At 70.1% G+C, this 24,501-nt stretch carries 25 protein-coding genes; 11 read left to right on the plus strand and 14 right to left on the minus strand.

The window, feature by feature from the left end:
* Window positions 1-7: 7 nt before the first annotated feature.
* The 6 genes from ABZX12_RS37065 to ABZX12_RS37090 all read left to right on the plus strand — a co-directional run bounded on the left by ABZX12_RS37065 (window position 8) and on the right by ABZX12_RS37090 (window position 5,863).
* Window positions 8-1,096, plus strand: a complete 1,089-nt coding sequence (locus ABZX12_RS37065) for a precorrin-3B synthase (RefSeq protein ID WP_355700126.1) — start codon at window positions 8-10, stop codon at window positions 1,094-1,096.
* Window positions 1,093-1,722, plus strand: coding sequence for a precorrin-8X methylmutase (locus ABZX12_RS37070; protein ID WP_355700127.1), 630 nt, complete (start codon window positions 1,093-1,095; stop codon window positions 1,720-1,722). Before ABZX12_RS37065 ends, ABZX12_RS37070 begins: the two co-directional genes overlap by 4 nt.
* A complete protein-coding gene (gene cobJ / locus ABZX12_RS37075; RefSeq protein ID WP_355700128.1) occupies window positions 1,719-3,245 on the plus strand; it encodes a precorrin-3B C(17)-methyltransferase in 1,527 nt (508 codons plus the stop codon). The genes ABZX12_RS37070 and cobJ overlap by 4 nt, the downstream gene beginning before the upstream one ends.
* A gap of 79 nt (window positions 3,246-3,324) precedes the next feature.
* Window positions 3,325-4,020: a hypothetical protein gene (locus tag ABZX12_RS37080; RefSeq protein ID WP_355700129.1), complete on the plus strand. Its 696-nt coding sequence runs from the start codon at window positions 3,325-3,327 to the stop codon at window positions 4,018-4,020.
* A gap of 71 nt (window positions 4,021-4,091) precedes the next feature.
* The gene (locus tag ABZX12_RS37085) at window positions 4,092-4,718 is read left to right on the plus strand and encodes a hypothetical protein (RefSeq protein ID WP_355700130.1); all 627 of its coding nucleotides are present in this window, start codon (window positions 4,092-4,094) and stop codon (window positions 4,716-4,718) included.
* Between the two features lie 92 nt (window positions 4,719-4,810).
* A complete protein-coding gene (locus ABZX12_RS37090; protein WP_355700131.1) occupies window positions 4,811-5,863 on the plus strand; it encodes an FAD-dependent oxidoreductase in 1,053 nt (350 codons plus the stop codon).
* Here the strand turns inward: ABZX12_RS37090 and ABZX12_RS37095 are convergent.
* From ABZX12_RS37095 to ABZX12_RS37105, 3 genes are all read right to left on the minus strand, one after another.
* A complete protein-coding gene (locus tag ABZX12_RS37095; RefSeq protein WP_355700132.1) occupies window positions 5,844-7,046 on the minus strand; it encodes an MFS transporter in 1,203 nt (400 codons plus the stop codon). The genes ABZX12_RS37090 and ABZX12_RS37095 overlap by 20 nt on opposite strands.
* Window positions 7,047-7,109: 63 nt before the next feature.
* Window positions 7,110-8,165 (minus strand): DUF5937 family protein, encoded by a 1,056-nt coding sequence (locus ABZX12_RS37100; RefSeq protein WP_355700133.1) that lies wholly within the window; start codon window positions 8,163-8,165, stop codon window positions 7,110-7,112.
* Window positions 8,166-8,639, minus strand: a complete 474-nt coding sequence (locus tag ABZX12_RS37105; protein WP_355700134.1) for a GyrI-like domain-containing protein — start codon at window positions 8,637-8,639, stop codon at window positions 8,166-8,168.
* A 99-nt stretch (window positions 8,640-8,738) separates the two neighbouring features.
* Here ABZX12_RS37105 and ABZX12_RS37110 point away from each other — a divergent pair, with 99 nt between their 5' ends.
* Complete coding sequence (locus tag ABZX12_RS37110) at window positions 8,739-10,037, plus strand: glycoside hydrolase domain-containing protein (protein WP_355700135.1); 1,299 nt, start codon at window positions 8,739-8,741, stop codon at window positions 10,035-10,037.
* A 4-nt stretch (window positions 10,038-10,041) separates the two neighbouring features.
* Here the strand turns inward: ABZX12_RS37110 and ABZX12_RS37115 are convergent, their stop codons facing one another.
* The gene (locus ABZX12_RS37115; protein WP_355700136.1) at window positions 10,042-10,425 is read right to left on the minus strand and encodes a cupin domain-containing protein; all 384 of its coding nucleotides are present in this window, start codon (window positions 10,423-10,425) and stop codon (window positions 10,042-10,044) included.
* 50 nt (window positions 10,426-10,475) lie between these two features.
* Here ABZX12_RS37115 and ABZX12_RS37120 point away from each other — a divergent pair, with 50 nt between their 5' ends.
* Window positions 10,476-10,940, plus strand: a complete 465-nt coding sequence (locus ABZX12_RS37120; protein WP_355700137.1) for a MarR family transcriptional regulator — start codon at window positions 10,476-10,478, stop codon at window positions 10,938-10,940.
* Between the two features lie 19 nt (window positions 10,941-10,959).
* Here ABZX12_RS37120 and ABZX12_RS37125 read toward each other — a convergent pair whose 3' ends face one another.
* The 3 genes from ABZX12_RS37125 to ABZX12_RS37135 all read right to left on the minus strand — a co-directional run bounded on the left by ABZX12_RS37125 (window position 10,960) and on the right by ABZX12_RS37135 (window position 16,048).
* Window positions 10,960-12,228 carry a serine hydrolase domain-containing protein gene (locus ABZX12_RS37125; protein WP_355700138.1) on the minus strand — a complete coding sequence of 423 codons (1,269 nt, stop codon included), beginning with the start codon at window positions 12,226-12,228 and terminating at the stop codon, window positions 10,960-10,962.
* A gap of 99 nt (window positions 12,229-12,327) precedes the next feature.
* A complete protein-coding gene (locus ABZX12_RS37130; RefSeq protein WP_355700139.1) occupies window positions 12,328-15,147 on the minus strand; it encodes a DEAD/DEAH box helicase in 2,820 nt (939 codons plus the stop codon).
* Window positions 15,148-15,157: 10 nt separating this feature from the next.
* Complete coding sequence (locus ABZX12_RS37135) at window positions 15,158-16,048, minus strand: alpha/beta hydrolase (protein WP_355700140.1); 891 nt, start codon at window positions 16,046-16,048, stop codon at window positions 15,158-15,160.
* A 67-nt stretch (window positions 16,049-16,115) separates the two neighbouring features.
* Here ABZX12_RS37135 and ABZX12_RS37140 point away from each other — a divergent pair, with 67 nt between their 5' ends.
* Window positions 16,116-16,586, plus strand: coding sequence for a MarR family transcriptional regulator (locus tag ABZX12_RS37140; RefSeq protein ID WP_355700141.1), 471 nt, complete (start codon window positions 16,116-16,118; stop codon window positions 16,584-16,586).
* 77 nt (window positions 16,587-16,663) lie between these two features.
* On the opposite strand, the gene ABZX12_RS37145 is transcribed toward ABZX12_RS37140, so the two are convergent.
* The 5 genes from ABZX12_RS37145 to ABZX12_RS37165 form a co-directional block, all read right to left on the minus strand.
* Window positions 16,664-17,491 (minus strand): chitosanase, encoded by an 828-nt coding sequence (locus ABZX12_RS37145; RefSeq protein WP_355700142.1) that lies wholly within the window; start codon window positions 17,489-17,491, stop codon window positions 16,664-16,666.
* Between the two features lie 134 nt (window positions 17,492-17,625).
* Complete coding sequence (locus tag ABZX12_RS37150; RefSeq protein ID WP_355700143.1) at window positions 17,626-18,498, minus strand: YegS/Rv2252/BmrU family lipid kinase; 873 nt, start codon at window positions 18,496-18,498, stop codon at window positions 17,626-17,628.
* The gene (tatC, locus tag ABZX12_RS37155; RefSeq protein WP_355700144.1) at window positions 18,498-19,259 is read right to left on the minus strand and encodes a twin-arginine translocase subunit TatC; all 762 of its coding nucleotides are present in this window, start codon (window positions 19,257-19,259) and stop codon (window positions 18,498-18,500) included. Before tatC ends, ABZX12_RS37150 begins: the two co-directional genes overlap by 1 nt.
* 85 nt (window positions 19,260-19,344) lie before the next feature.
* Entirely contained in the window at window positions 19,345-19,644 is a 300-nt protein-coding gene (locus ABZX12_RS37160) for a twin-arginine translocase TatA/TatE family subunit (RefSeq protein ID WP_355700145.1), read from the minus strand.
* A gap of 57 nt (window positions 19,645-19,701) precedes the next feature.
* Entirely contained in the window at window positions 19,702-19,893 is a 192-nt protein-coding gene (locus tag ABZX12_RS37165; protein ID WP_355700146.1) for a hypothetical protein, read from the minus strand.
* A 141-nt stretch (window positions 19,894-20,034) separates the two neighbouring features.
* Between ABZX12_RS37165 and ABZX12_RS37170 the strand changes: the two genes are divergently transcribed.
* Window positions 20,035-21,225, plus strand: coding sequence for a winged helix DNA-binding domain-containing protein (locus ABZX12_RS37170; protein ID WP_355700147.1), 1,191 nt, complete (start codon window positions 20,035-20,037; stop codon window positions 21,223-21,225).
* On the opposite strand, the gene ABZX12_RS37175 is transcribed toward ABZX12_RS37170, so the two are convergent.
* Both ABZX12_RS37175 and ABZX12_RS37180 read right to left on the minus strand, forming a co-directional pair.
* A complete protein-coding gene (locus ABZX12_RS37175; protein ID WP_355700148.1) occupies window positions 21,222-22,193 on the minus strand; it encodes a WYL domain-containing protein in 972 nt (323 codons plus the stop codon). The two genes, ABZX12_RS37170 and ABZX12_RS37175, sit on opposite strands and share 4 nt — an antisense overlap.
* A 76-nt stretch (window positions 22,194-22,269) precedes the next feature.
* Window positions 22,270-23,226: a WYL domain-containing protein gene (locus ABZX12_RS37180; RefSeq protein WP_355700149.1), complete on the minus strand. Its 957-nt coding sequence runs from the start codon at window positions 23,224-23,226 to the stop codon at window positions 22,270-22,272.
* A 166-nt stretch (window positions 23,227-23,392) separates the two neighbouring features.
* On the opposite strand from ABZX12_RS37180, the gene ABZX12_RS37185 reads away from it, so the two are divergent.
* The gene (locus ABZX12_RS37185; protein ID WP_355700150.1) at window positions 23,393-24,493 is read left to right on the plus strand and encodes a DUF3866 family protein; all 1,101 of its coding nucleotides are present in this window, start codon (window positions 23,393-23,395) and stop codon (window positions 24,491-24,493) included.
* Window positions 24,494-24,501: the final 8 nt, after the last annotated feature.

Raw genomic sequence — 24,501 nt, forward strand, 5'->3', positions numbered from 1 at the left:
CACCGCTGTGGCGAGGACAGAAAGCGATCGGTGCCCTGGTGTGCTGGCAGTGCACCAGGCGGCTGACGGCGGCCTCGCACGAGTGCGGGTCCCCGGCGGCCGGCTGACGTCCGAGCAGGTCGACGTACTGCGCCTTGCCGCTGCCGAGCTCGGTGACGGCCGGCTGGAGCTGACGTCGCGCGGCAACGTCCAGATCCGCGCACTCCGTGCCGACGGGCCACAGCAGCTGTCAGACCGGCTGTTTGCTGCAGGGCTGCTGCCGTCGATCGCACATGAGCGCGTGCGGAACATCCTGGCATCGCCGCTGTCCGGTCTGGACCAGCAGTCGAAGTACGACGTAATTCCCGTGGCCGCTGCCTTGGACCGAGCGTTGTGCGACCGCCCTGCGCTGGCTGACCTGCCAGGACGCTTCTTGTTCGCCCTGGATGACGGACGTGGCGACTTGGCCGAGCTGCAGGCGGACGTTGCGGTGCGAGCGCTCGACGAGCGGAGTGCGTTGCTGAGTCTCGGGGCTCGCGGTGTGCGCGTGGAGTGGGGCCAGGTGCCGGAGCTGATGCTGGCCGCGGCCGGGGCCTTCCTCGAGGTGCGTGACCAGGAATGGCGGATCGCTGAGGTCGTCGGTGGTGCTGAGCGCGTGCTCGAGCGGCTTGGCGTGCAAGCGGACGAGGCTCTGCCGACAGAGTCGACGCGTGTGACAGCGGGTCGGCATGGTGACGCACTGGTAGTCACCGTGCCCTTGGGAAGCCTGACGCAGGAACAGGCCGCGGCGCTGGTCCGGTCGGGCGATGAGGTCCGCATCACGCCCTGGCGCTCTGTCGTTGTACCCGCTGCCGCTGCAGGGTTGGAGGACGTCGGCCTCATCACCACACCGGGCTCGGTCTGGGAAGGTGTCACAGCCTGCGCCGGCCGGCCCGGGTGCGCGAAGTCCCTGGCCGATGTCCGAGCGGACGCGGCCCGGCTGGTCCCGGGCATGCGAACGGACGGTCGGCGGGTGCACTGGTCGGGCTGCGAGCGGCGGTGCGGGAAGCCGAGCGGTGCGTTCGTGGATGTTCAAGCTGTCGGTGACGGTTATCTGGTGGACGGGAAACGGGTGTGAGTTACGAGTACGAGCGGGACGGCGCGGAGATCTACCGGCGGTCGTTCGCGACGATCCGGGCCGAGGCTGCGCTGGACGGGCTGCCGGCCGATGTGGCGCAGGTCGCCGTACGGATGATTCACGCGTGCGGCATGACGGACCTGGTCGCCGACATCGCCTGGTCGGCGAACGTGGTGAAGAACGCCCGGGCCGCGCTGCAGAACGGTGCGCCGATCCTGTGCGACGCGCAGATGGTCGCGGCCGGCGTCACCCGGCGGCGGCTCCCGGCGGACAGCGAGGTGATCTGCACGCTGCAGGATGCGCGGACCGTGGACCTCGCGCAACAGCTCGGCACGACGCGCAGCGCCGCCGCCGTCGATCTGTGGCTGGACCGGCTCGACGGCGCAGTTGTTGCGATCGGCAACGCACCGACGACGCTCTTCCGGCTGCTGGAGGTGATCGCGGCCGGCGGTCCGCGGCCGGCCGCGGTGCTGGGGATTCCGGTCGGCTTCATCGGTGCGGCCGAGTCCAAGGACGCGCTGGCCGCGAACGAGCTCGGGCTCGAGTACCTCGTGGTGCGCGGCCGCCGGGGCGGCAGCGCGATCACCGCGGCGGCCGTCAACGCGATCGCGAGTGAGGTCGAATGAGCGGGCGACTGTGGGGGGTCGGGCTGGGACCCGGCGACTCCGAGCTGGTGACCGTGAAGGCGGCCCGGTTGATCGGGGCCGCGGACGTGATCGCGTTCCACAGCGCGCGGCACGGACGGAGCATCGCGCGGGCGGTCGCCGCGCCGTACCTGACGCCGGGGCAGATCGAGGAGCATCTCGTTTACCCGCTCACTACGGAGACGACCGACCACCCGGGTGGCTACCAGGGCGCGATGGACGACTTCTACGCCGACTGCGCCGCCCGGCTCGCCGCACACCTGGACGCGGGGCGGGACGTCGTGGTCCTCGCGGAAGGCGACCCGCTGTTCTACGGCTCCTACATGCACATGCACAAACGGCTCGCGGACCGCTACCCGTGTGAGGTGGTCCCCGGCGTGACCTCGGTCAGCGCAGCGGCCGCCGTCCTCGGACGCCCGCTCTGCGAGCGCGACGAGATCCTCACCGTGCTGCCCGGCACACTGCCGCCGGACGTCCTGGCGGACCGCCTGCGTTCCACCGACGCGGCGGCCGTGATGAAGCTCGGGCGCACGTTCGCAGGAGTCCGGGAGGCGTTCGAGCTCGCCGGACGCGCCGACGAGGCCTGGTACGTCGAACGCGCGACCACCGATGCGCAGCGCACAGCGCCGCTCAACGAGGTCGACCCCGACGAGGTGCCGTACTTCTCCCTCGCGCTTCTCCCGAGCCCGATCAACAACACCTTCGCTCCCCCGGTCACGAAGACCGCGGCCGAAGGCTCCGTCACGGTCGTCGGCCTGGGACCGGCCGGACCGGACTGGATGACACCAGAGGTCAGGGCCGCGATCGCGGGCGCGGACGACGTGATCGGCTACACGACGTACGTCGACCGGCTGCCGGACCGGGCGCGGCAGCGCAAGCACGGCTCGGACAACCGTGTCGAGTCCGAGCGGGCCGCGTTCGCGCTCGACCTGGCCCGCAAGGGTTCCACTGTCGTCGTGGTCTCGTCCGGCGACCCCGGCGTCTTCGCCATGGCCAGCGCGGTCACCGAAGTCGCCGCGGAGCCGGAGTACGCCGACATCGCCGTACGGGTGCTGCCCGGCATGACCGCCGCGCAAGCGGTCGCCAGCCGGGTCGGAGCGCCGCTGGGACACGACTACTGCGTGCTGTCGCTGTCGGACCGGCTCAAGCCGTGGGACGTGATCGCCCAGCGCCTCAGCGCCGCGGCCCAGGCCGACCTGGCGATCGCGATCTACAACCCCGCCTCCAAGACCCGCACATGGCAGGTGGCGGCGACCCGCGACCTGCTGCTCGAGCACCGTTCTCCCGGTACGCCGGTGGTGGTCGGCCGCGATGTCGGCGGTCCGGAGGAGACGATCACCGTCACGACGCTGGCGGAACTCGACCCCGAAACGGTTGACATGCGGTGCCTGCTCCTGGTCGGCTCGTCACAGACGCGTACCGTTCCCCGCCCGGCCGGCTCACTGGTCTTCACTCCGCGCCGATACCCCGCGACAGCGAGTGACAGCACACCAGGAGTCGGTTAAATCCGCACTTCGGCCGTGTCAGGCGCGGTGCGGGCGGGTAGGGACCGCCCCGAAGCCGACCTGTGAGGAGCCCGCGGAGATGAGTCAGCAGTACCCCGGCGACACCGCCACGATCGCCACGCCCGCCGGCGACGCCAGCACCCAGAAGTACGAGGAGGCCCGTGCGGCCGCGAGCCGGGCGATGAGCACGATCTCGGTCACCCCGGACCCGCCGTTGCGGACGCCGCCGGCGCTGCCCGGGGAGGATGAGGTCGATGCGGACCTGCTGTCGTACCGCGGGTTCAAGTTCGGTGCGGCGTTCTTCGGCTGGCTGATCGCCGTCTCGATGTCGGTGCTGCTGATGGCCGCCGTGGCGGGCGCCGCGCTCGGTACCGCCGAGGTCCTGGACTACACCACGAGCGACGCGAAGGCCCAGCCCGGCGCGGCCTCGATCACGGCGGCCGGGGTGACGCTGTTCATGCTGACACTGGCGTTCTACATCGGCGGCTACGTCGCCGGCCGGCTGGCCCGCTTCGACGGCGGACGGCAGGGCTTCGGTGTCTGGATGATCGCCGTGGTCGTGGGAGCGCTCGCGGGCGGCGCAGGCTGGCTGCTGGACAACCAGTACGGCCTGGTCGACGAGATCAACCGGCCGGACGTCGCCATCGCCGACAACACGCTCCTGCTCGGCAGCATCGCCGCCACGGCCGCGGTCCTGGTGCTCACGCTGCTGGCCGCCATCCTCGGCGGCAAGTCCGGGCGTCGTTACCACGACCGCATCGACCAACTACTCTGAGCTGTCGCTGCTGGTTTCACCCCGGGGTACCGGGGTGACACACGGGGCTTGTCCGGTGAGGAGAAGCTGACATGACTCAGCAGCATGACGAAGACACCCGCGTCGATCGCCTCGGACCGTCCGAGGCGTACGTCGACGACCGGCCCACAGTGGCCGATCCCGAGCGCGACGAGCGGGACGACGGTTTGGTGGTGGAACCGAGGCGCCGCGGTTCGGCCGGCGGCTCGGCGTTCTACGGCTGGCTGGTCGCGATCGGCATGATCGCGCTGCTGACCGGGATCGTCGGCGCGGTCGCGGCCGCCGTCGACTACGCGCTCACGATCGACTGGAATGCCGCCCAGGGCAGCGCCGGCACGGCCGGCACCATCGGGATTGCGTCCGTCGTGGTCCTGCTGGTCGTCCTGGCGATCGCCTACTACGCCGGCGGGTCCGTCGCCGGCCGGCTCGCCCGCGCCCACGGCGCCCTGCACGGCTTCGGCGTCTGGCTGATCGGCATCGTGGTGACCGCGATCGTCGCCGGGCTCGCCGCGCTGGCCGGTTCGGAGTACGACGTCCTGAACCGGATGGACCTGCCGTCGCTGCCGATCGCCGACACGACGCTGACGACCGGCGGCCTGGTCGCGGTCGCGGCCGCCGTCCTGATCACGCTCGTCGCGGCGATCGCCGGCGGCCGGGCCGGGACGCGGCGGACCGTCTGACGATCCACCCGGGCGGCGGATAGCAGCTATCCGCCGTCCGGGTCACGTCTGTCGCCGGGAAGACGTGGGCCGCGCCGGGCGTTGGTGCTGATGTGCTCGAGGTAGCGGTGATCGGTGCGGGACAGGCCGGGCTGTCGGCTGCGTACCACCTGGTCCGGATGGGATTCACGCCGTACGACGAGGTGCTCGTGCTGGACCGCAACCCCGAACCCGGCGGCGCCTGGCAGCACCGGTGGGACTCGCTGACCATGCACGACGTGCACGGGATCGCGAACCTGCCCGGCGTACCGGTGCCGTCGAGCGCGGGCGCGGAGCGGGCCAACGAGTTCGTCCCGGCCTACTTCGCGGACTACGAGCAGCAGTTCGACTTGCCGGTGCTGCGGCCTGTTGCCGTCGAGAGCGTCCGGCCGGTCGCGGACGGGTTCGAGCTCGACACGTCGAACGGCAGCTACCGGGCGGCCTCGATCGTGAACGCGACCGGGACGTGGGACCGGCCCTTCATCCCCTGGTATCCGGGCATCGAGACGTTCAGAGGTCGGCAGCTGCACACGGCCGACTACCGTGGCGCGGCCGAGCTGGCCGGTCAGCATGTCCTGGTCGTCGGCGGCGGGGCGTCTGCCGTCCAGTTGCTTGCGGAGATCTCCGAGGTAGCCACGACCACCTGGGTGACGCGTCGGCCGCCGGAGTGGCGCACAGGCGAGGACTTCACGCCGGAGTACGGGCGTCAGGTCGTGGCACGCGTCGAGGAGCGGGTCAGGGCCGGACTGCCGCCGCGCAGCGTCGTCAGTGTGACAGGGCTGCATCTGAGGCCCCAGGAGCAAGCGGCCGCAGGGCGTGGCGTCTACACCCGCCTGCCGATGTTCTCGCGGATCACGAAGGACGGCGTGGAGTGGGCGTCCGGCGATCAGCTGCAGGTCGACACGATCCTGTGGGCGACCGGCTTCCGGGCCGACCTCGCGCACCTGGCGCCGCTGCACCTGCGTGAGCCGTCCGGCGGCATCCGCATGAACGGCACCGCCACGGTCATCGACCCGCGGATCCACCTGGTCGGCTACGGCCCGTCGGCCAGCACCATCGGCGCCAACCGTGCCGGCTTCACGGCTGCCCGCGCGCTGCGCGATCTCCTCAAACCTGTGGCTGCATAACGGGTTCCGGCTCCTGCACCACGACCGGTACGAACAACCCGGCCACCAGGAACACAGCTGCCGTCAGCAACCACCCCGGCCAGCCCCAGGACACCGCGACGGTCGTGATGAGCAGCGGCGCTACCAGATCGCCGATCTGGTGACCCATGGCGTAGGCGCCTTGGTACTGCCCTTGGGCGCCGGGCGGGGCCAGCTCGAAGCTGATGCCCCAGCCGCCCGCCGACTGCAGCATCTCCCCCAGGACATGCGCGAGCGCCGCAGCGACCAGCAGACCGATCGTCACCGCACCGGAAGTCGCATCGCTCAGTGCCAGGACCAGACAGGTGACCGCCAGCAGCAGACCGGCGCGCCGACCGGCCCGGGCCGCGCCGCTGAGACGCTCGGTGCCGCGGGAGATCCGGACCTGCAACAGGATCACGGCCACCGAGTTGAGCACCAGCAGCACCGAAATGATCCACCGCGGCGCATCCGTCGCGGTCGCCACCCACAGCGGGATACCGACCTGCGCGAGCGCACCATGCATGCTCAGCACGCCGTCGAGCCCGACGAACACCAGGAACCGCCGGTCCCGTACCGCTGTCAGCCCGGACGGCCCCGACGCGGACCGCACCGGCGGAACGGCCGGCATCCCGAAGCGCACCAGCCCGGCCGTCACCAGGTACGTCACCGCGTTCGCCAGCAGCGCCACGACGTACACCTCACGCCGGTCGACCGCGAGCACCAACCCGGCAGCCGCCATACCGACGGCCATGCCGATGTTCGTGACGACCCGGAGGATCGCCCGTGTGCGCACCCGCTGATCGGCCGGTGCGACTCCGGCGATCAACGCGCCCTTCGCGCCACGCTGCCCCGAGTCCGCGATCGCGGTCACCGCTGCCACGGCGACGTACCAGCCGAACGACCGCACCTGGGTCAGTGCGGTCATCGTGATCGCCTGGAGCAGCAGGAACCCGACATACGCACGGTTGGGTCCGAGCCGGTCCGCGACGACGCCGAGCGGCGTGCTCGCGACCAGACCGACCAGCGCGGCCACAGTCAGTCCAACACCGACGTGAGCGACCGACAAACCGACAGCGCGGGTCAGGTAGAGCGCCCCGACCGCTGCGTAGACACCGTTCCCGAGGGTGTTGACCAGAGTGGCAGCGATCAGCCGTCGGACCGCGGGCGAAAAGGATGAGGTCACAGCAGCTAATCCAACAAGCGGTTGCCCAGCGCCGGCGGTGGACTGCCGACTTCCGTCAGTCGATCAGCGCATGATCAGCGTCAGCAGGTCGGTGCCGAGGGTGGTCAGCGCGTCGTTGTTCAGGCGGTACGCAACGAAGCGGCCCTGCCGTTCGGCAGTGACCAGCCCGGCGCGGGTGAGTGCCCGGAGGTGGCGGGTGACCTGCGTGGGGTGGAGACCCCAGAGCGCGGCGATCTCGCCCGCCGTCCGCGCCTCGCTGGCCACGGCGCGGCAGACCTGGAGGCGATCCGGCGACGCCAGCGCGTCCAAGCGGGCACGGATCTGCTGTGCGCTGGGTACGACGGCCGCGCGACCGCCGGCGGGATAGATGATCGTCACCGGCTCACCGGGGATCTCGCCGACGAACAGGTGCGGTGCGATGTAGTTGCTCGGCACAAGCAACAGCGAGCGCGTGCTGATGTCGATGCGCTTGCTCTGCACCTTCTGCACGACGACGCTGTCCGCGTCCCGTACGTCGATCGCGCTGTCCAGCGAACGCAGCATGGTCCCAAGACCGTCCCGGACGGCCAGGTCGCGGTCTTGCCTCCCACGAGCAGCCAGCGTGTCATGTGACGCCTCCCAGAGCTCTCCGAACCACTCGCGCCAGCAGGCGTCCAGTACGTCGAGAAACCGGCGGACCGGCTCAGCAGGTGACGTCAGCAAGGACTCGACCAGTGCGGCGACAGAGCGTCCGCGGCTACGAGCCCAGTGCTGTACGGCGTCCGTGTCGATCGACCGGCTATTCAGTGGGCGACCGCGCAACGGCCTGACCAGTTCTGCGGCCACCTCTTCCGGCGGGCGAGAACGCAGTGCCGCCAGCTCGTCGGTCCAGGTGGGGACGCCGGTGTGAGCGCTGGTGGCGAAGAACCGGGCCCGCACGGCGCGCACGGTCCAGGTCCATTGCGCCAGCTCCGCCCGCAGCTCGGCGGACAACGGGAGTGACGCAGCCCAGTCGACTCGGTCGTGATGGGCAGGCTCAGCCAGCACATGCAGTGCGCAGCCGAGCTCGATCAGCGGCGAGGCGACGTGACGAATCCGCTCCGGTTCGAGCCGGGTCACGCCTGCGAGAACGGTCGGCACTCAGTCCTTCAGCTTGAACTGGAGGTCGGTGTCCCAGTCGTTCATGTCGGGGACCTCACGCGGGTCGGAGCGGTACACCTCCAGGCGGGCGGTCCAATGGTCGCCGTCGGCGTCCCACTCGAGGCCCTCCTCATCAGCCCAGGCGAGCAGGCCGCGCGTCGCTCCGAGCAGTCCGTCCGGATGGCCGTGATGCCTGACGGTCGCGTAGCGCCCGGCCGGGAGCACGCCGGTGACGATCTCGCCCTCGCCGGAGTGCAGGTCGTCGACCGGGAACCCGATCTCCAGCACCAGCCCGGTCTCCATGTCGACCACGTCGTACTTGAAGAACGGCGCGTCGTTCGGCGCGATCTCCTTGGCGGCGAGCCAGGCGACCACCTCGCCCATCCGGTCCGCGAACGCCGCGATCCCGTCCATCGCGACCTTGCCCCGCAGCGCGACGTACGGCCGTTCCCCGATCTCCACGATCTCCGGCATGACGTGTTCCCTCCAAGGACGTCGTTGCCCCAACTTAACCCCAACCGGGCTTGCGGCAGCGTATTACCCAGCGTCTACTGAGAGCTGGGGGTGGCCACTATGTTCAAGGTCAAGCTTCTCGTCGCGGCTCTCGCACTCGCTGTCGCCGGTATCGGCGCAACCGTCCCCGCCGGCGCCGAGCCCACGACTCCGCTGCCTTACCCGGCCGGTGCGACGGCGACCCGGTATGCCGGGCTCGCGTTCGACACCTGTACGGCGCCGAGCGTCGCGCAGATGTCAGCGTGGCTGGCCTCGCCGTACCGGGCGGTCGGCATCTACATCGGCGGCGTCAATCGGAGCTGTGCGCAGCCGCAGCTGACTCCCAGCTGGGTCAGCAGCGTGACCAGGATGGGCTTCCGGCTGGTCCCGATCTACATGGGCTACCAGGCGCCGTGTACGACCCGCACCAACGCCGTGAAGATGACCGTGCCATCAGCGACCCTCCAGGGCGGCCTGCTCGCGCGCGACGCCGTACGGGCGGCAAGAGCGCTCAATCTGCTCGGCGGCAGCGCGATCTACGCCGACATGGAGCACTACAACATCGCCGACAGCACCTGCCGGGCGACCGTTCTGCGGTACCTGTCCGCGTGGACCAAGCAGCTCCACGCGCTCGGCTTCTTGTCCGGCGTCTACGCACACCAGAACTCCGGCGCGGTCGACCTGGCCGCCGCCTACAACTCCAGCACCTATGCGCGCCCTGACGCGCTCTGGATCGCACGCTGGGACAACAACAGCTCGCTGACGAACTGGCCGACCGTCCCCAACACGTTCTGGCTCGTCGGCCAGCGCGGCAAGCAGTACCGCGGCGACCACACCGAGACGTACGGCGGTGTGACGCTGAACATCGACAACGACCGCTTCGACGCGCCGATGGCGACCGTCTGGTACACGTACACGGTCCGCGCCACCATCTACTCCTACAGCGGCCCGTCGACCGCCTACGCCATCCGCTCCACCATTCCGGCGAACACCGGGGTCCGCATCGTCTGCCAGACCTTCGGCCCGAAGATCGGCACCAGTGCAGTCTGGGACCGGCTGACCGACGGCACCTACGTCATCGACTACTACGTCCGGACGCCGAACAAGACCGGCTACAGCGCACCGATCCCCGGCTGCACCTTCCCGTACCAGACCACGGTCAACAACCTCACGCGCCGGCACGGGCCGGGGACGGCGTACGCCGCGTACCCGAACCCGCTGCCGATCGGCTCGCTGGCCTGGATCAGCTGCCAGCGAGCCGGCTCGAAGGTCGGCACGACCGCAGTCTGGGACCGCCTCACCGACGGCTCGTGGGTCACCGACTACTACGTCGCCACGCCCAGCAAGACGACGTACAGCCCACCGAACCGGCGGTGCTGAGCCGCTACTTCGACCAGGGCGGCTGGACCGCCGTACCGTCGGCCATGTAGCCGGTGAAGCCGGCCGTGATCGCGACGATGAGCTCTGCCTCGCCCTCGCCGAGGTTGGTCAGCGCGATCGGCTCACCGGCCGGCACGACGGCGGCGTCGCCCGGGCCCAGTTTGTCCCCGTCCGCGGCGAGCTGCACGGTGCCGCTCAGCACCATGAACACCTCGTCCCGGTCGAGCGTGTGCGGCGCGTCGCCGCCGTGCCCCGGAGGCACCGTGAGCCGCCAGGTGCACAGCCCCGGCGAACCGAGGCTCGGCGCGGCGTGCACGGTGAACTGCGCACCACCCAGCTCGAAGCGCGGCGCGTCGGCCGCGTGCGTGACCTGCATGTCGTCCCCCATCCATTTAGTCAAGCTGACTTGACCAAGCCAGCTTGACTATCATGGAGCACATGACGCGATCGGGCAAGGTGGATATCGGGATTCTTCTGCTGCTGGCGGACCAGGAGTTCGTCCGCGAGCTGCACGAGTACACCGCCACGCAGGGATACACCGACCACGGCCGCTCGGACGGCTTCGTGCTCCGGACACTGTCCGACGGCCCGAAGACGATCAGCGGCCTGGCCGAGCGGCTCGAGGTCACGAAACAGGGCGCGAGCCAGATCGTCGACGACATGGAACGCCGCGGGTACGTCGAACGCCGCCCGGACCCGACCGACGCCCGCGCCCGCCTGCTGCACCTCACCGACCACGGCCGCGCCACGCTGGCGGCGGCCCGCCGGTTCCATCAGCTGTACGAACGCAGGCTCCGCAACCGCCTCGGCGACGAGGCCGTCGACACGCTGCGCGAAGTCCTGACCGCCATCGCAGGCGAAGCCACCATCAGCCCACCCCACTTCCGGGCGGCCGTTTACTGACCGCAGCAGCTGCTGGTGTTCAGCTGAAGTACTGGGGGAAGAGGTCGTTGGTGGGCCAGGACTTTACGCCGTTGGCGGCGGTCCACATGGCAGCGTCGATGTCGCCGTACGACTTGCCGCTGGCGTCGTCGCGGCGGTTGAACAGGGCGGCCCAGCTCAGCCCGCCCGACGTACGGACGAGCAGCGTGTACGTGCCGGGCATGCTGCCGGTGTGCCACGTGTTGCGGCCGGTGCCGCTGCTGACCGGGCGGATCTGCCAGCCGAGGCCGTAGTACCAGCCGTCGGCGTTGACGCCGGTGGACGGCTTCGCCCAGACGCGGCCGAGTGACGTGCTGTTCAGGACGCTCGACGGCGCGTCGAACATCTTCGCCCAGCGCACCAGGTCGGGCGCGCTGGCGATCCAGCCGCCGTTCGCGTCCTGGATCCGCATGCTGAACGAGCCGTACGGCGCGGCGACGGTCTTGGCGGAGCCGTCCAGCACGGTCGGGCCGGAGTACTGCGACTCGTACGACGTCTCGCCGCTGTGCTTGGCGATCGACCAGCCGAGCGACATCCGCGTGATCTTCAACGGGGCGAGCAGCTTCTGCTTCACGTAGTTCTCGTAGCTCAGGCCGCTGACCTTCTCGATCACCCGGCCGGCCAGCAGGTACCCGAAGTTCGAGTACGCGTACTTCGAGCCCGGCGTGAAGTCGAGCTTCTGCCCGGCCATGTACTTGATGACGTCCGCGTGCTGCAGCTCCAGCGGTACGCCGAGCGTCCGCGAGATGGTCGCGTCCTTGAAGTTCGGGTCTCCGGACACGTCCCGGTCCCAGCCGCCGAGGTGCTGCAGCACCTTCCACAGCGTGATCGACGACCAGCGCGAGTCCCTTGTCAGGCCGCTCGCCGGCGTGATGTCGAGGATGTTCGCGACCGGCGTCGAGAGGCTCACCTTCCCGTCCTGCACGAGCTTCACGATCGCCGCCGCGGTGAACGACTTCGACACGCTGGCGATCCGGAACAACGACGTCGGCTGCACGGTCAACGCGGTCGACGTACTGTAGCCGCGGGCAAGCACCAGACGGCCCTTGTACGTCACCGCGAGCTGCCCGGCCGTCACGCCACGGGCCTGCATGAACGCCTTCATCTGACTGTCGAACCCGGCCAGCGCCGACACCGCGGTCCCGGTGGTCTGCCAGGTGGCAGCCGCATCAGCAGGCCGCCCGATCACATAACCAGCACCGGTGCCGACCGCAGCGGTGGCACCAGTCGCGACAGCGAGCTTCCCCAGATTCCGACGCGACAGCTCCACGAACGTCTACTCCTTCGAACCGAGACTCCCGGACCCCGAAAGTCTTTCACCTCCAGAGGTCCACTCGGGCCAGTTGGCGACGCCTGAAGCAGACACCACCTACTCGACCATGGAGGCGTAGGAGATGACGCCTCGGCGGATCTGGTCGACGACGGCGCGGGCCGTGCTGCGGAGCGGGGTGTTTCCGGCGGCGTCGGCGATCTGTTCGGTGAGGTCGATGAGTTGCTTGACCCAGCGGACGAAGTCGCCGGCGGCCAGGTCGGACTCGTACAGCACCTCGGCCAGCGACGCACCCGACGCCCAGCGGAACGCGGGCCAGCAGAAGTTCAGGTCCATCGAGCGCAGGAAGTCGACCCGCATGTCCCGCTCCAGCGCGGACAGGTCCCGCCAGATCGAACCCATCCGCTCCAGCGCGATCCGTACGTCGCCGCGCGGCAGCCGCGGTGAGGTCGGCTCGTCCTTGGACCGCGACTCGTACACCAGCGCCGCGAGGCACGAGGCCAACTCCGGCACGGTCAGGTCGTCGAACACCCCTTGCCGCAGGCATTCCGCCGCGACCAGGTCGAGCTCGGTGTAGATCCGGGCGAGCCGGTCACCGGCCTCGGTCGTCTTGTCGCCGTCGAGGTAGTGCAGCGCGTCCAGCACCTGACAGACCCGGTCGAACTGGCGGGCGATCGTGTTCGTCCGCTGCTCGATCTTCCGTTGCACGTCACGGTTCTCGCGGTCGAGCCGGAAGTACCGCTCGGCCCACCGGGCGTGGTCCTCGCGGTCCGAGCAGCCGTGGCACGGGTGCGCGCGCAGCTGCGCCCGCATCTCCTGCAGCTCCGGGTCGTCGGCGTGGGAGACGATGTCGCGGCCGCGCGACGGCGGTCCGTCCTCGCCGAGCAGATCGGTCCGGTTCCGCAGCACCTGGGCGAGCTCGCGGCGCTGCTGCGGGTTGCGCGGGTTGAACTTGCGCGGGATCCGCAGCGTCCCGATCGCCTCCACCGGTGTCGGGAAGTCGACCATCGACAGCTTCCGCACCTGCCGGTCCAGCGTCAGCACGGTCGGCCGCGGCCCTTCCCGCTCCGACCGCATCCCCGGGTCGAGCACCAGCGCCCAGCCCGCGCTGCGGCCGGCCGGGATCCGGACGATGTCACCGGTCTTCAGCTTCTCGATCGACTCCTGCGCCTCGATCCGGCGGTCGAGCTTGCGCCGCTTCGACCCGGACGCCTCGCGATCGCCGATCCGCCGGCGCAGCGCGGCGTACTCGAGGAAGTCGCCGAGGTGGCAATCGATCGACTCCTTGTACCCCTCGAGCGCCTCGGTGTTGCGCTGCACCTGCCGCGCCAGCCCGACCACGGCCTGGTCGGACTGGAACTGCGCGAACGACAGCTCGAGCATGTCCCGCGCCCGCGTCCGCCCGACCTGGCGCACCAGGTTGACGGCCATGTTGTACGACGGGGAGAACGAGGACCGCAGCGGATACGTCCGCGTCGACGCCAGGCCGGCGACCTCGCGCGGGTCGAACCCGGGCTGCCAGAGCACGACCGCGTGCCCCTCGACGTCGATGCCGCGCCGCCCGGCCCGTCCGGTCAGCTGCGTGTACTCCCCCGGCGTGATGTCGACGTGCGCCTCGCCGTTCCACTTCGAGAGCTTCTCGAGGACGACGGTGCGCGCCGGCATGTTGATGCCCAGGGCAAGCGTCTCGGTGGCGAACACGACCTTGATCAGGCCGCGCGCGAACAGCTCCTCGACGACCTCCTTGAAGGCCGCCAGCATGCCCGCGTGATGCGCGGCGATCCCGCGCGACAGGGCTTCGGCGAAGTCGTGGTACCCGAGCACGCCGAGGTCCTCGTCCGGGAGGTCCGCCGTCCGCTCGGCGACGACACGCTTGATCTCGTCGCGCTCCGACGGCTTGGTCAGCCGCAGCCCGGACCGCAGGCACTGCACGACCGCGTCCTCACAGCCCTTGCGGGAGAAGATGAAGAAGATCGCCGGCAGCAGCGCGCCGGCGTCCAGCTCCTCCACCACGTCCGAGCGGTACGGCGTGAAGTGCGTCTTGGCCGGCCGGCCCTTCGGCAGGTCGCGGCGGCGCCGCGGCTTGCGCGAGTCGTCGCGGAAGATCCGGTTGTCGTCACGGGCGATCCGGACCAGCTGCGGGTTCACCAGGTCCTTCAGATCGGCCTTCGCCGGGGCGCCGGCCTTCGCCGGATTGCCCGACTTCGAGGGCTTCGCAGGAGCGCCGACCCGAGCGGTCGGCGCTTCCCCGGCGAACAGGTCGTGCAGCCGCTTCCCCACCATCACGTGCTGGAACAGCGGCACCGGCCGCTTCTCCTCCAGGACGACGACGGTGTTGCCGCGGACCGTCTCCAGCCAGTCGCCGAACTCCTCGGCGTTGCTCACCGTCGCCGACAGCGAGACGACCGACACCGAGTCCGGCAGGTGGATCAGCACCTCTTCCCAGACCGCGCCGCGGGAGCGGTCGGCCAGGTAGTGCACCTCGTCCATCACGACATACGACAGGCCGAGCAGCGTCTGCGACCCGGCGTACAGCATGTTCCGGAGCACCTCGGTCGTCATCACGACGATCGGGGCCTCGGAGTTCACCGAGTTGTCGCCGGTGAGCAGGCCGACCTTGTCCGCGCCGTACCTGCTCACCAGGTCGCCGTACTTCTGGTTGCTCAGCGCCTTGATCGGAGTGGTGTAGAAGCACTTCTGCCCGCGCTCCAGGGCGAGGTGGACGGCGAACTCACCGACGAGCGTCTTGCCGGAGCCGGTGGGCGCCGCGACCAGCACCTGGTGACCGTCCTCGAGGGCGGCGCAGGCGCGCAGCTGGAACTCGTCCAGCTCGAAGTCGTAGAGCGCCCGGAACTCCTTCACGGCAGGATGCTCCTGGTCCGAGCGGAACGAGGCGTACTTCTCGGACGGGGTGCTCATGGACTCCAATCTATGCGACCCCACCCCCAAAGCCACGCTGGGCCAGCCACTGGGCGGCTCGGGTCAGCGCGGCATCAGCCTCGTCCATCACGCCGACGTTGAACTGATACACGTGCGGGGCTCCCGCGACCACGTCCAGGCTCACATCCACCTCCTGCTCCGCGGCGCGGGCCGCGAGCCGCAGCGAGTCGTCGAGCAGCACCTCGGCGGACCCGACCTGGATCAGCAGCGGCGGCAGCCCGGTGAGGTCGGCGAGGAGCGGGCTGGCCAGCTCGTCCTTCGGCTCGTGACCGGCCAGGTAGGCGTCCACGTAGGCGTCGAAGTGCTCCCGGCTGAACAACGGGTCCTGGTCGCCGCGCGCGTCCATGCTGGCGCCGGACAGCGTCAGGTCGGTCCACGGCGAGAACACGACGGCCGCCGGCGGCAGCCGCAGACCTTGCCGGCGTGCGGCCAGGATCGTGGCGAGCGCCAGTCCGCCGCCCGCGGAATCGCCGGCGATCAGGACGTCCCGACCGCCTTCCTGCAAGGCGACGTACGCCGCCAGCGCGTCGTCGACCGCGGCCGGGAACGGGTTCTCCGGCGCGAGCCGGTAGTCCAGCGAGACCGCGGGCAGGCCGGTACGGCGGGACAGTGGCGCCGCGAGGTTCGCGCCGGTCCGGGCCGAGCCGATCATGTACCCGCCGCCGTGCAAGTAGAGGATCACTCCGTCGCCGTCGGCTCCTTCGACCTGGACGTCCAGCGCCGGCACCCCGCCCACAGTGGTTCGGACCAGGGCGACGTCGTCGCCCAGCGGCCGCTCGGCGAACACCGCGTCGAAATCGGCCCGCTGTTGCTCGGGCGTCCGCAGGGGATCGCCCTTGGTGATGAAGCTGCGCGCCACCGCACGTTGGTCCCGGCTCATAGCTGCCTCCTGATAGATTCCGAGGAATATAGTTCTCCGCAACTACATTCCAAGGAATCTAATTCCCGTGACCGATCTCACAGCATTGTTCACGGACCTGGTCCGGCTGGAAACGCGGCTCTACAACGTGCTCGACGCCCGCCTGAAGGCCGAGCACGCACTGCCGCTCGGCCAGTTCGAGTTCCTGCGGTTCATCGCGGCGCACGGGACGGCACGGGTCTACGACCTGGCACGGGAGATGGCGATCACCGTCGGCGCCACCAGCAAGGCCGTCGACCGTCTGGAGGCCGCGGGGCGCGTCCGGCGCACGGCGAACCCGTCGGACCGGCGCTCGTCGCTGGTCGAGCTGACCCCCGCGGGCGCCGAGATCCTCGCCACCGCGACCCCCACGGTCGAGGCTGAACTCCAGACCTGGGCCGGCTCGGTTCTGCCGGCGCCGGTCCTCGACCAGCTCGCCACCAGCCTGTCGATGCTCCGCCAGCGCGCGGAGCTCGATCCGCGCACGGACCGCCACCACTCATCAGCCGCCGACAGCTGAGCGACCCGACGCTCAGCCGCGGTCGTCGACAGGCCCGCAGCGAGGGTTGGTGGGTGATGGAGGTCCGCAGTGGCTAGCTAGCCGATGTGATACGGGTCGCCGTACACCTTCCAGTCCAGCGGAGTGTTCAGGTTGACGTTGCCGTTGCGGAGGAACACCCGCTGCGCGGTGTCCACGCGGCTGGTGTCGCTGTGCGCCTCCTCCTGCTTCATCGCCCAGACCCGGGCGTCCAGGAACGCGTTCAGGTAGGTCGTCTCGTTGCCGCCCTGCGCCGGCGGCTTCGCCTTCGCGAGCGCGCGCTTGCGGATCCCGCCGAAGCTGGTCGCGTCGTCGCCGTCGCCGTGCATGACGATCGCGTCGTAGTAGCAGAACTGCCCGAGCGTGCGCAGCCCGTCGGACTTGCCGCGGCTGACCGCCGGGTTGAAGTACACCCGGTCGCGCTCGTCGTTCTGGCACTGCTGGAAGACCGTATCCTTGGCCGCGGTCTTCCAGTCCTTGGTGTAGTTCGGGTCGAGCCCGGCGTGCGAGTCGCTGCCGTCCACGCGGCGCAGCGCCGGCAGGTACTTCTGCAGGAGGTTGTTCGGCTTGCGATCGGCGTACAGCTCGACCAGCTCGAGCATGTCGTGGGTCCCCGAGCAGAAGCCGATGATGCCCGCGGTGTACCCGCGGCCGTCGTCGATGTCCTCGATGTACTTGTACTGCGCCTTCCAGTCCAGCGACGAGTTCTCCGCGCTGCAGACGATCTGCATCGCGATCTCCTTCTTCGCCGGGTCGTCGAGGCCGGTCGCCTGGACCGCGGCGTCGGCGTGCGGCGCGTAGCGGGAGACGGCGAGCCCGGTGGCCGGCACGGCGGCGAGCGACAGGCCGAGCAGCAGCGTGGTCCGGCGCGAGGGGCGGTACTCCATGTGGTCCTCCGAGGGGCGTCCGAGGATGAACTGTTAGGAAGCTTTCCTATCAGACGGACGCCAGCCGTGAGAACAGCTCAGTTCATGTCAGTTGTGTCTCAGGCGAACACTCAGGCGAACACTCAGGCGAACACTCAGGCGAACACAGTGAGCGCGCCCGGGGCGACCCCGATGTCGACCGGCAGCGGGCCGAGCACCTCGCCGTCGGCGTACGCCGTGATGCCCGGCGAGTCGATCCGGACCGAGCGGCCGCGGACGGCGCGCACCGCCGGGTGGCCGACGTGAGTGCCCTTGGACAGCTTCGGGAACAGCTGCAACAGCGTCATCCGGGACACCGGCTCGATGATCGTCACGTCCAGCAGCCCGTCGTCGATCTGGGCGCCGGCACAGATCTGCAGGCCGCCGCCGTACGTCGGCCCGGTGCCGACCGCGACCAGCATGGCCTTGGTCTCGATCACCTCGTCGTCGACCGTCACGACGTACTCGAGGGGCTTGAACGTGCGGAGCTCGGCGAGCGTCGCGACGGTGTAGCGGGAACTGCCCTTGGGCCAGCTCATCGCGTTGGCGCGCTTGTTGACGAGCGAGTCGAAGCCGCCGGCCACGACGGTGGTGATGAACCTGTCCTTTGCCACCGCGAGGTCGATCGTCCGGGTCCGGCCGGCGATCACGAGGTCGGCCGCCGCGGCCGGATCCCCCAGCGGTACGCCGATCCCGCGGGCGAAGTCGTTGCCGGTGCCGGCCGGGATGACGCCGAACGGCATCCCGGAGTTGGCCAGCACCTGCGCGCCGAGGTGGACGGTGCCGTCGCCGCCGATCAGCGCGACCGCGTCCGCGCCCGAGGCGACCACCTCGGCGGCGATCCGGCCGACGTCCTCGGCACACGTGGTGGTGTGGACGTCGACGGTCGGCCCGGCGGCGGCGATCCGCTCACGGACCGCCGGCGCGATCCGCGCACCACGTCCCCGGCCGCTGGTGGGGTTGACCGCCAGCGCGATCCGCCGACTCATCAGTCCGCCAGCAGCTCTTCGGACCGGCGGGCGCGGCGTTTGTCGTTGAAGCGCGAGATGATCTCGGCGACGAAGAACAGCAGGCACATCGGGATCGCCAGCAGGCACATCGTGAACGGGTCGCCGGACGGCGTCGCGACGGCGGCGAACACGAAGATCACCAGGATGATGTACGGCCGGAACTTGCCGAGCGCGGCGGCCGGCACCACGCCGACCATGTTCAGCAGCACGACCACCAGCGGGATCAGGAACGCGACGCCGAAGACCAGCATCGTGCGGAGCACGAAGTCCAGGTAGTCGGGCAGTTCGACCAGGTTCTGGATGTCCAGCGGCGTGAAGCCGAGCAGGATCTCGATGCCCTTCGGCAGCGTCCAGTACGAGACCGCGATCCCGGTGGCGAACAGCGGGGTCGCGATCGCCGAGAAGATGTAGGCCCACTTGCGCTCGCTGCGATGCAGTCCGGGCGCGACGAAGGCCCACAGCTGGTACAGCCAGACGGGCGCGGCCAGGATCAGGCCGAACAGCGCCGAGATCTTGATCCGGAACGTCAGCGCGTTGCCGACGCCCGGGAACGTCAGCTGCGGCGTCTTGGTCTGTCCGGCGTCCTTGGCCATCTCGGCCACGCTCGTCACGAACGGCTTGGTCAGGAACTCGAAGGCGTGGTTGTAGAAGATCCAGCCGACGACCGTCCCGACCACGATCGCGAGCACACTGATGAGCAGCCGGTTCCGGAGCTCGACAATGTGCTCGCGCAGGGTCATCCGACCCTCTGGGTCCTTCGGGTGGCGTTCTTTCTTCTCCTTACGCCGCCCGAACTTCACCATCGACACAGGTGGGGCGTTCGGCTCAGTTGGCCGTGTGCGGCGGCAGGCCGTCGCCCGGCCCCTGGCCGTTCACCTGGTTCGGCTGCTGGGCCGGCTGCGCCTGGGTCTGCTGCACGGTCTGCTGCGCCGGCGGCTGCGAGGCTTCCTCGGTCAGCTCCGGGTCCTTCTTCTTCGGGCCGACCTCTTCCTCCCAGATCTTCTTCGACTTGCCGAGCTGCTTCACCAGCGCCGGCAGCTTGGCCGAACCGAACAGCAGCACGACGATCGCGAGAATGATCAGCCATTCTGCGCCTTGGGGCATACCGATGAGCGGTGCTGCCATGTCGATCTCCCTTTCCAACATCAACTCGGGACTCGAGCCTGAGTTCGTGGCCGAATACTACGCCGGAGCGCCGGCGTCCTCACGGGTCTGTCCAGACCCGGCCGCGGACTGCGCTGCCTCCAGCTTGGACTGGGCGGCGACCAACTCACGCGTCAGTGCCTTGCCCTGGCCCCACAACCTCCACGCGAGCAGGGCGAGGACGAGCAGCCACACCGCCACCACCGCGAGGAACAACAGGAACCAGTACATACCCAGGAGCCTAACCGCTTCCTGGCCGGGACCCACGCCCCGCGGTGCGTCTCGGGGGACAACGGTGTCGGAACGTGATGGTAAAACCGAGTGTCCCGCAGTGGCGGTGCGGCGTGATCGAGGCGAGCAAGGGGGCCGCGGATGGAGCGGATCGGGGTCGAGGAGCGGCGGACGCGGCTCGGGCGGCGGCACCGGCTCGGAGCGGGCTGCCAGGCGGCCGATCCGGTCGAGGCGGCCGCGTCGATGGTGGCGTTGCACGCGTCCGATCCGGCCACGGTGCACCTGAGCGTGGCCGCCCGGGTGCCGGGCAGTGACGTCGCGGACACGGAGCGTGCTCTGTACGACGACCGGTCGCTGATCCGGATGCTGGGCATGCGGCGGACTGTGTTCGTCGTACCGACGCCGTTCGCGCCCATCGTCCAGGCGGCGTGCACGAACGACATCGCCGTCAAGCAGCGCAAGTTGCTGGTCAAGCATCTGCTCGAGGCGGAGGTCGCGGAGGACGCCGACGCCTGCGGGCAGTGGCTGGCCGCGGTCGAAGAGGCGACCGCGACGGCGCTGGCACTGCGTGGTTCGGCCACGGCGCAGGAGCTGTCCGCCGACGAGCCGCGGTTGCGGACCCGGCTGAGCATGGCTCCCGGGAAGTCGTACGGCGCGCAGCCGTACGTGACGAGCCGCGTGCTGTTCCAGCTGGCCGCCGACGGGCGGATCGTGCGAGGGCGTCCGCTGGGGACCTGGCTGAGCGGACAGCATCAGTGGTCGCCGGCCGCGGACTGGCTGCCTGCCGGGCTCGGCGACAAGCTGTCCGCGGAGGAGGCGCGCGTGACGCTCGCCCGGGCCTGGCTGGCGTCGTTCGGCCCTGGCACGGCGGCTGATCTGCAGTGGTGGGCCGGGTGGACGCTCGGTCAGACGCGGAAGGCGCTGGCCGCCGTCGAGGCGGTCGAGGTGGACCTGGACGGCCAGGTCGGGTTTGTGCTTCCCGGTGACGAGGCGCCGGAGGTCCCGGTCGAGCCGTGGGTGGCGTTCCTGCCCGGTCTGGACCCGACGCCGATGGGCTGGAAGGAGCGTGACTGGTTCCTGGGTCCGCACAAACCGAAGCTCTTCGACACCACCGGCAACATCGGCCCGAGCATCTGGTCGGACGGCCGGATCATCGGCGCCTGGGGGCAGCCTGAGTCCGGCGAGGTCCGCTACCAGCTCCTGGAAGATGTCGGTGCGGACACGACGGCAATGGTGGCGGCCGAGGCGGCTCGGTGGACCAAGTGGCTGGCCGGTGTGCGGGTCACGCCACGCTTTCGCTCCCCACTCGAGAAGCAGCTCAGTCAGGGCTAGACGTCGTACGCCGAGAGCGCGTCGCGGGCGGTAGCGGCGATCTGTGCCGTGAGGTCCTCGGGGTCCAGGACCGTGGCGGCGCCGCCGAGGCGGAGGACCAGGCGCTGCAGCCAGGCGGTGTCGGCGACGCGCAGCTTGACGATGAGGGAGTTCTCGGGACCCTCTTCGACGGACTCGTTGGGGTAGTACTCGGCGACCCAGCGGGCCGGAGGCGCGAGCTTCACGGTGGCCAGCAGGTCGCGCTCGGACGGCTGGAACATACCGTTGGACAGGTCCCGCGGTGTCGCCTCGGGCGGCGGTTCGCTCGGGAGGTCGAGGAGCTTGACGGCGGCGATCCGGTCCAGGCGGAACAGCCGCACGTCCTCGGCCAGCCGGCACCAGGCTTCCAGGTAGGTGCGCCCCTCGGACACGACCAGCCGCATCGGGTCCACGTCGCGCTCGGTCGTCTCGTCCCGTGACGGTACGTCGTACGTCAGGTGCAGGCGCCGCTTCGTGGCCAGGCCGCGGTTCACGATCTCGGCGATCTCCGGGGCGGCCGGCTCGACGTGAACATGCGCGGCCGCGCCCTCGTTCGCCGCCGCGGCCTCGCCGGCCGCCCGCTCGAGCTTGGCGATCGCGCGGTCGACGGCGTCCCGGTCGGCGCCGGCGGTTACCTCACGCAGCGTCCGCAACGCGGTCAGCAGCGCGAGCGCTTCCGCCGCGGCCAGCCGCAGCGGCCGCGCCAGGTAGTCGGCGTTGTTGATGTGGATGACGCCGTCGCCCTCGGCGGCCTCGATGTCGATCTCGATCAGGTCGCCCATCTGGGCGCCCGGCAGCCCGCAGAACCACAGCACCTTCAGGTCCGCGATGATCTGCTTCGGGCGGACGCCGAACTCCTTGGCGACGTCGTCGACACGAGCGCCGTCGTTCTCCCGCAGGTACGGCACAAGCGCCAGCAGCCGTTGCACCTGGTCACGCGCATTACTCATTCGCGTCCTCGCTTCGCTCCGGGCGCGAATGAGGCACAAGTTACGCTGCACCTGATGGTGAGCTCGCTCCGCTCGCTCACGCGCCGGCCACCGTCCGCAGCCGCCAGAGCACGCCGTCCAGCACTTCGCCCGGGCCTTCCACCACGGCGTCCGGTCCGTACGACGCGATCTCCTCGGCCAGGACCGACGAGTCGGCGTACGGGACGTGCAGCAGGTCCCAGCCGTCCTCGTACGGCTCGATGGCGTTCGCGCGGCGCCGTAGGCTCACACACGAGCCGGTCCGCGCCCGTACCTTCGCCTCCGAAGTCGGCCGCGGCGGGGCCAGCTCGGTCACCAGCGACCGCAGGTCCGTCCCCTCCGGCACCGTGAACGCGCCGGGCTCCCCCACCGTCTTCACGTCCCCGCCGATCCGCGACAGCCGGAACATCCGGGTCGCCTCGCGGTCCCGGTCGCGGCCGACGACGTACCAGCGGCCGTGCCAGGACACGATGCCCCACGGCTCGAGGGTGCGCGTGGTCGGCTCCGATGCCCCGCTGCGCAGGTGCTGGAACCGCACCGCCTGCCGCGCCACCACAGCGGTCCACAGCGGGTCGAACGCCGGCTCCGACGCGCCGACGTGCGGCTCGATCGCGCTGAGCGCGGACTGGTCGGTCTGGATCCCGGCCGCCTTCAGCTTGAGCACCGCCGACGTCGTCGCCTCGGAGAGGCCGGCGTGCTGCCACACCCTGGCCGCGACGCCCAGGACAGCGGCCTCGTCCGGCTCCAGGTGCACCTCGGGCAGCTCGAAGACGTCCCGGCGGATCCGGTAGCCGACGTCGTCGGAGAAGAACTTGTCGATGGTGCCCATCTCGATCGGGATGCCGAGATCGCGCAGCTCGTCCTTGTCGCGCTCGAACATCTTCTCGAAGGCGTCGTCGGTCTGCCCCGCGTACCCCTCGACGGCCTCGCGGATCCGCTCCTTGGTCACATACGTGCGCGCGACCAGGAGGCAGATGACCACGTTGAGCAGCCGCTCACTCTTCCGCGCCGACACCCGACCACCTTACGGCCTCCGGGCGGCCAAAACCCGCCATTTCGCACCGAAACTTCGAACACCGGTTCGACCCGTGGGCATGGCCCCCAACCCCACGCCGTCGCGAGCAGGTGCCGAGTGCCGCGCAGTAGGCGTGGGGTTGGGGGGCATGCCCTAATGTCGGGCTGTGATTCGGTGGCGGGACGGTGTGGTGGCGCAGGCCGGGCGGAGCTGGGCGGGCGCACTGGAACTGACAGTGATGGTCGGCGAACAGCCTGTGCGCGCGCTGGCCTATCCGGACCTGGTCGGCAGGCCGGTGGCCGGTGACCGTGTGCTGCTCAACGTGAGCGCGCTCGACCGCGGCCTCGGCACCGGTGGCTATGCCCTGGTGGTGGCGATCCCGGACCGCCTGCCGGAGGATCCTCCGGAGCGCGGGCATCTGGTGAAGGCGCGGTACACGCCGCTGCAGGCGATGGTGCTGGGCGCCGACGAGCAGGACTCCCCCGACCACGACGTGCTGCGGGACGCGGACGACCTCTTCGGTACGCCGGTGGTCGTCGCAGACCTCCACTCCGCGCTGCCGGCCGTGCTCGCGGGTGTGTACGAGGCACGGCCGACCACACGGGTGGTTTACGTGATGACAGACGGCGGGGCGCTGCCGCTCGCGTTCTCGCGGAGCGTCGCGACGCTGCGGGACGCCGGCTGGCTCAGTGGGACTGTCACGGTCGGCCAGGCGTACGGCGGGGACCGTGAAGCGGTGACCGTCCACACCGGGCTGTTGACGGCTGTGCAGGTCCTGGCGGCCGAGTTGGTGGTCATCACGCAAGGCCCGGGCAACCTGGGCACCGGGACGCGCTGGGGGTTCTCCGGCGTGCAGTCGGGCGAGGCGGTCAACGCGATCGGCACACTGGGCGGCCGGGCCGTCGCGTCGTTGCGGATCTCCGAAGCGGACCCGCGTCCCCGTCACCGTGGTATCTCGCACCACAGCCTCACCGCATACGGCCGCGTGGCACTCCAGCCGGCCGATGTCGTCGTACCTGATCTCCCCGGTGACTTCGGGGATGCCGTACGGGACGCGGCCGAGCCGTTGAAGGCACGGCACCGGGTGGTGCGCGTGGGAGTCGACGGCCTGTACGACGCGCTCCGGGCCGCGCCGGCGAAGCTGTCGACGATGGGCCGGTCGCTGGACCAGGACCGCGCGTACTTCGAGGCTGCCGCGGCAGCCGGCCGCCACGCAGCCGGTCTGGTGGACGTACCACCACCTGGAGTGGGGTCGCAGTACTCCTGATCTGAGAG

Source organism: Kribbella sp. NPDC003505, from assembly GCF_040610875.1.
In the GTDB taxonomy this organism is placed as follows: domain Bacteria; phylum Actinomycetota; class Actinomycetes; order Propionibacteriales; family Kribbellaceae; genus Kribbella.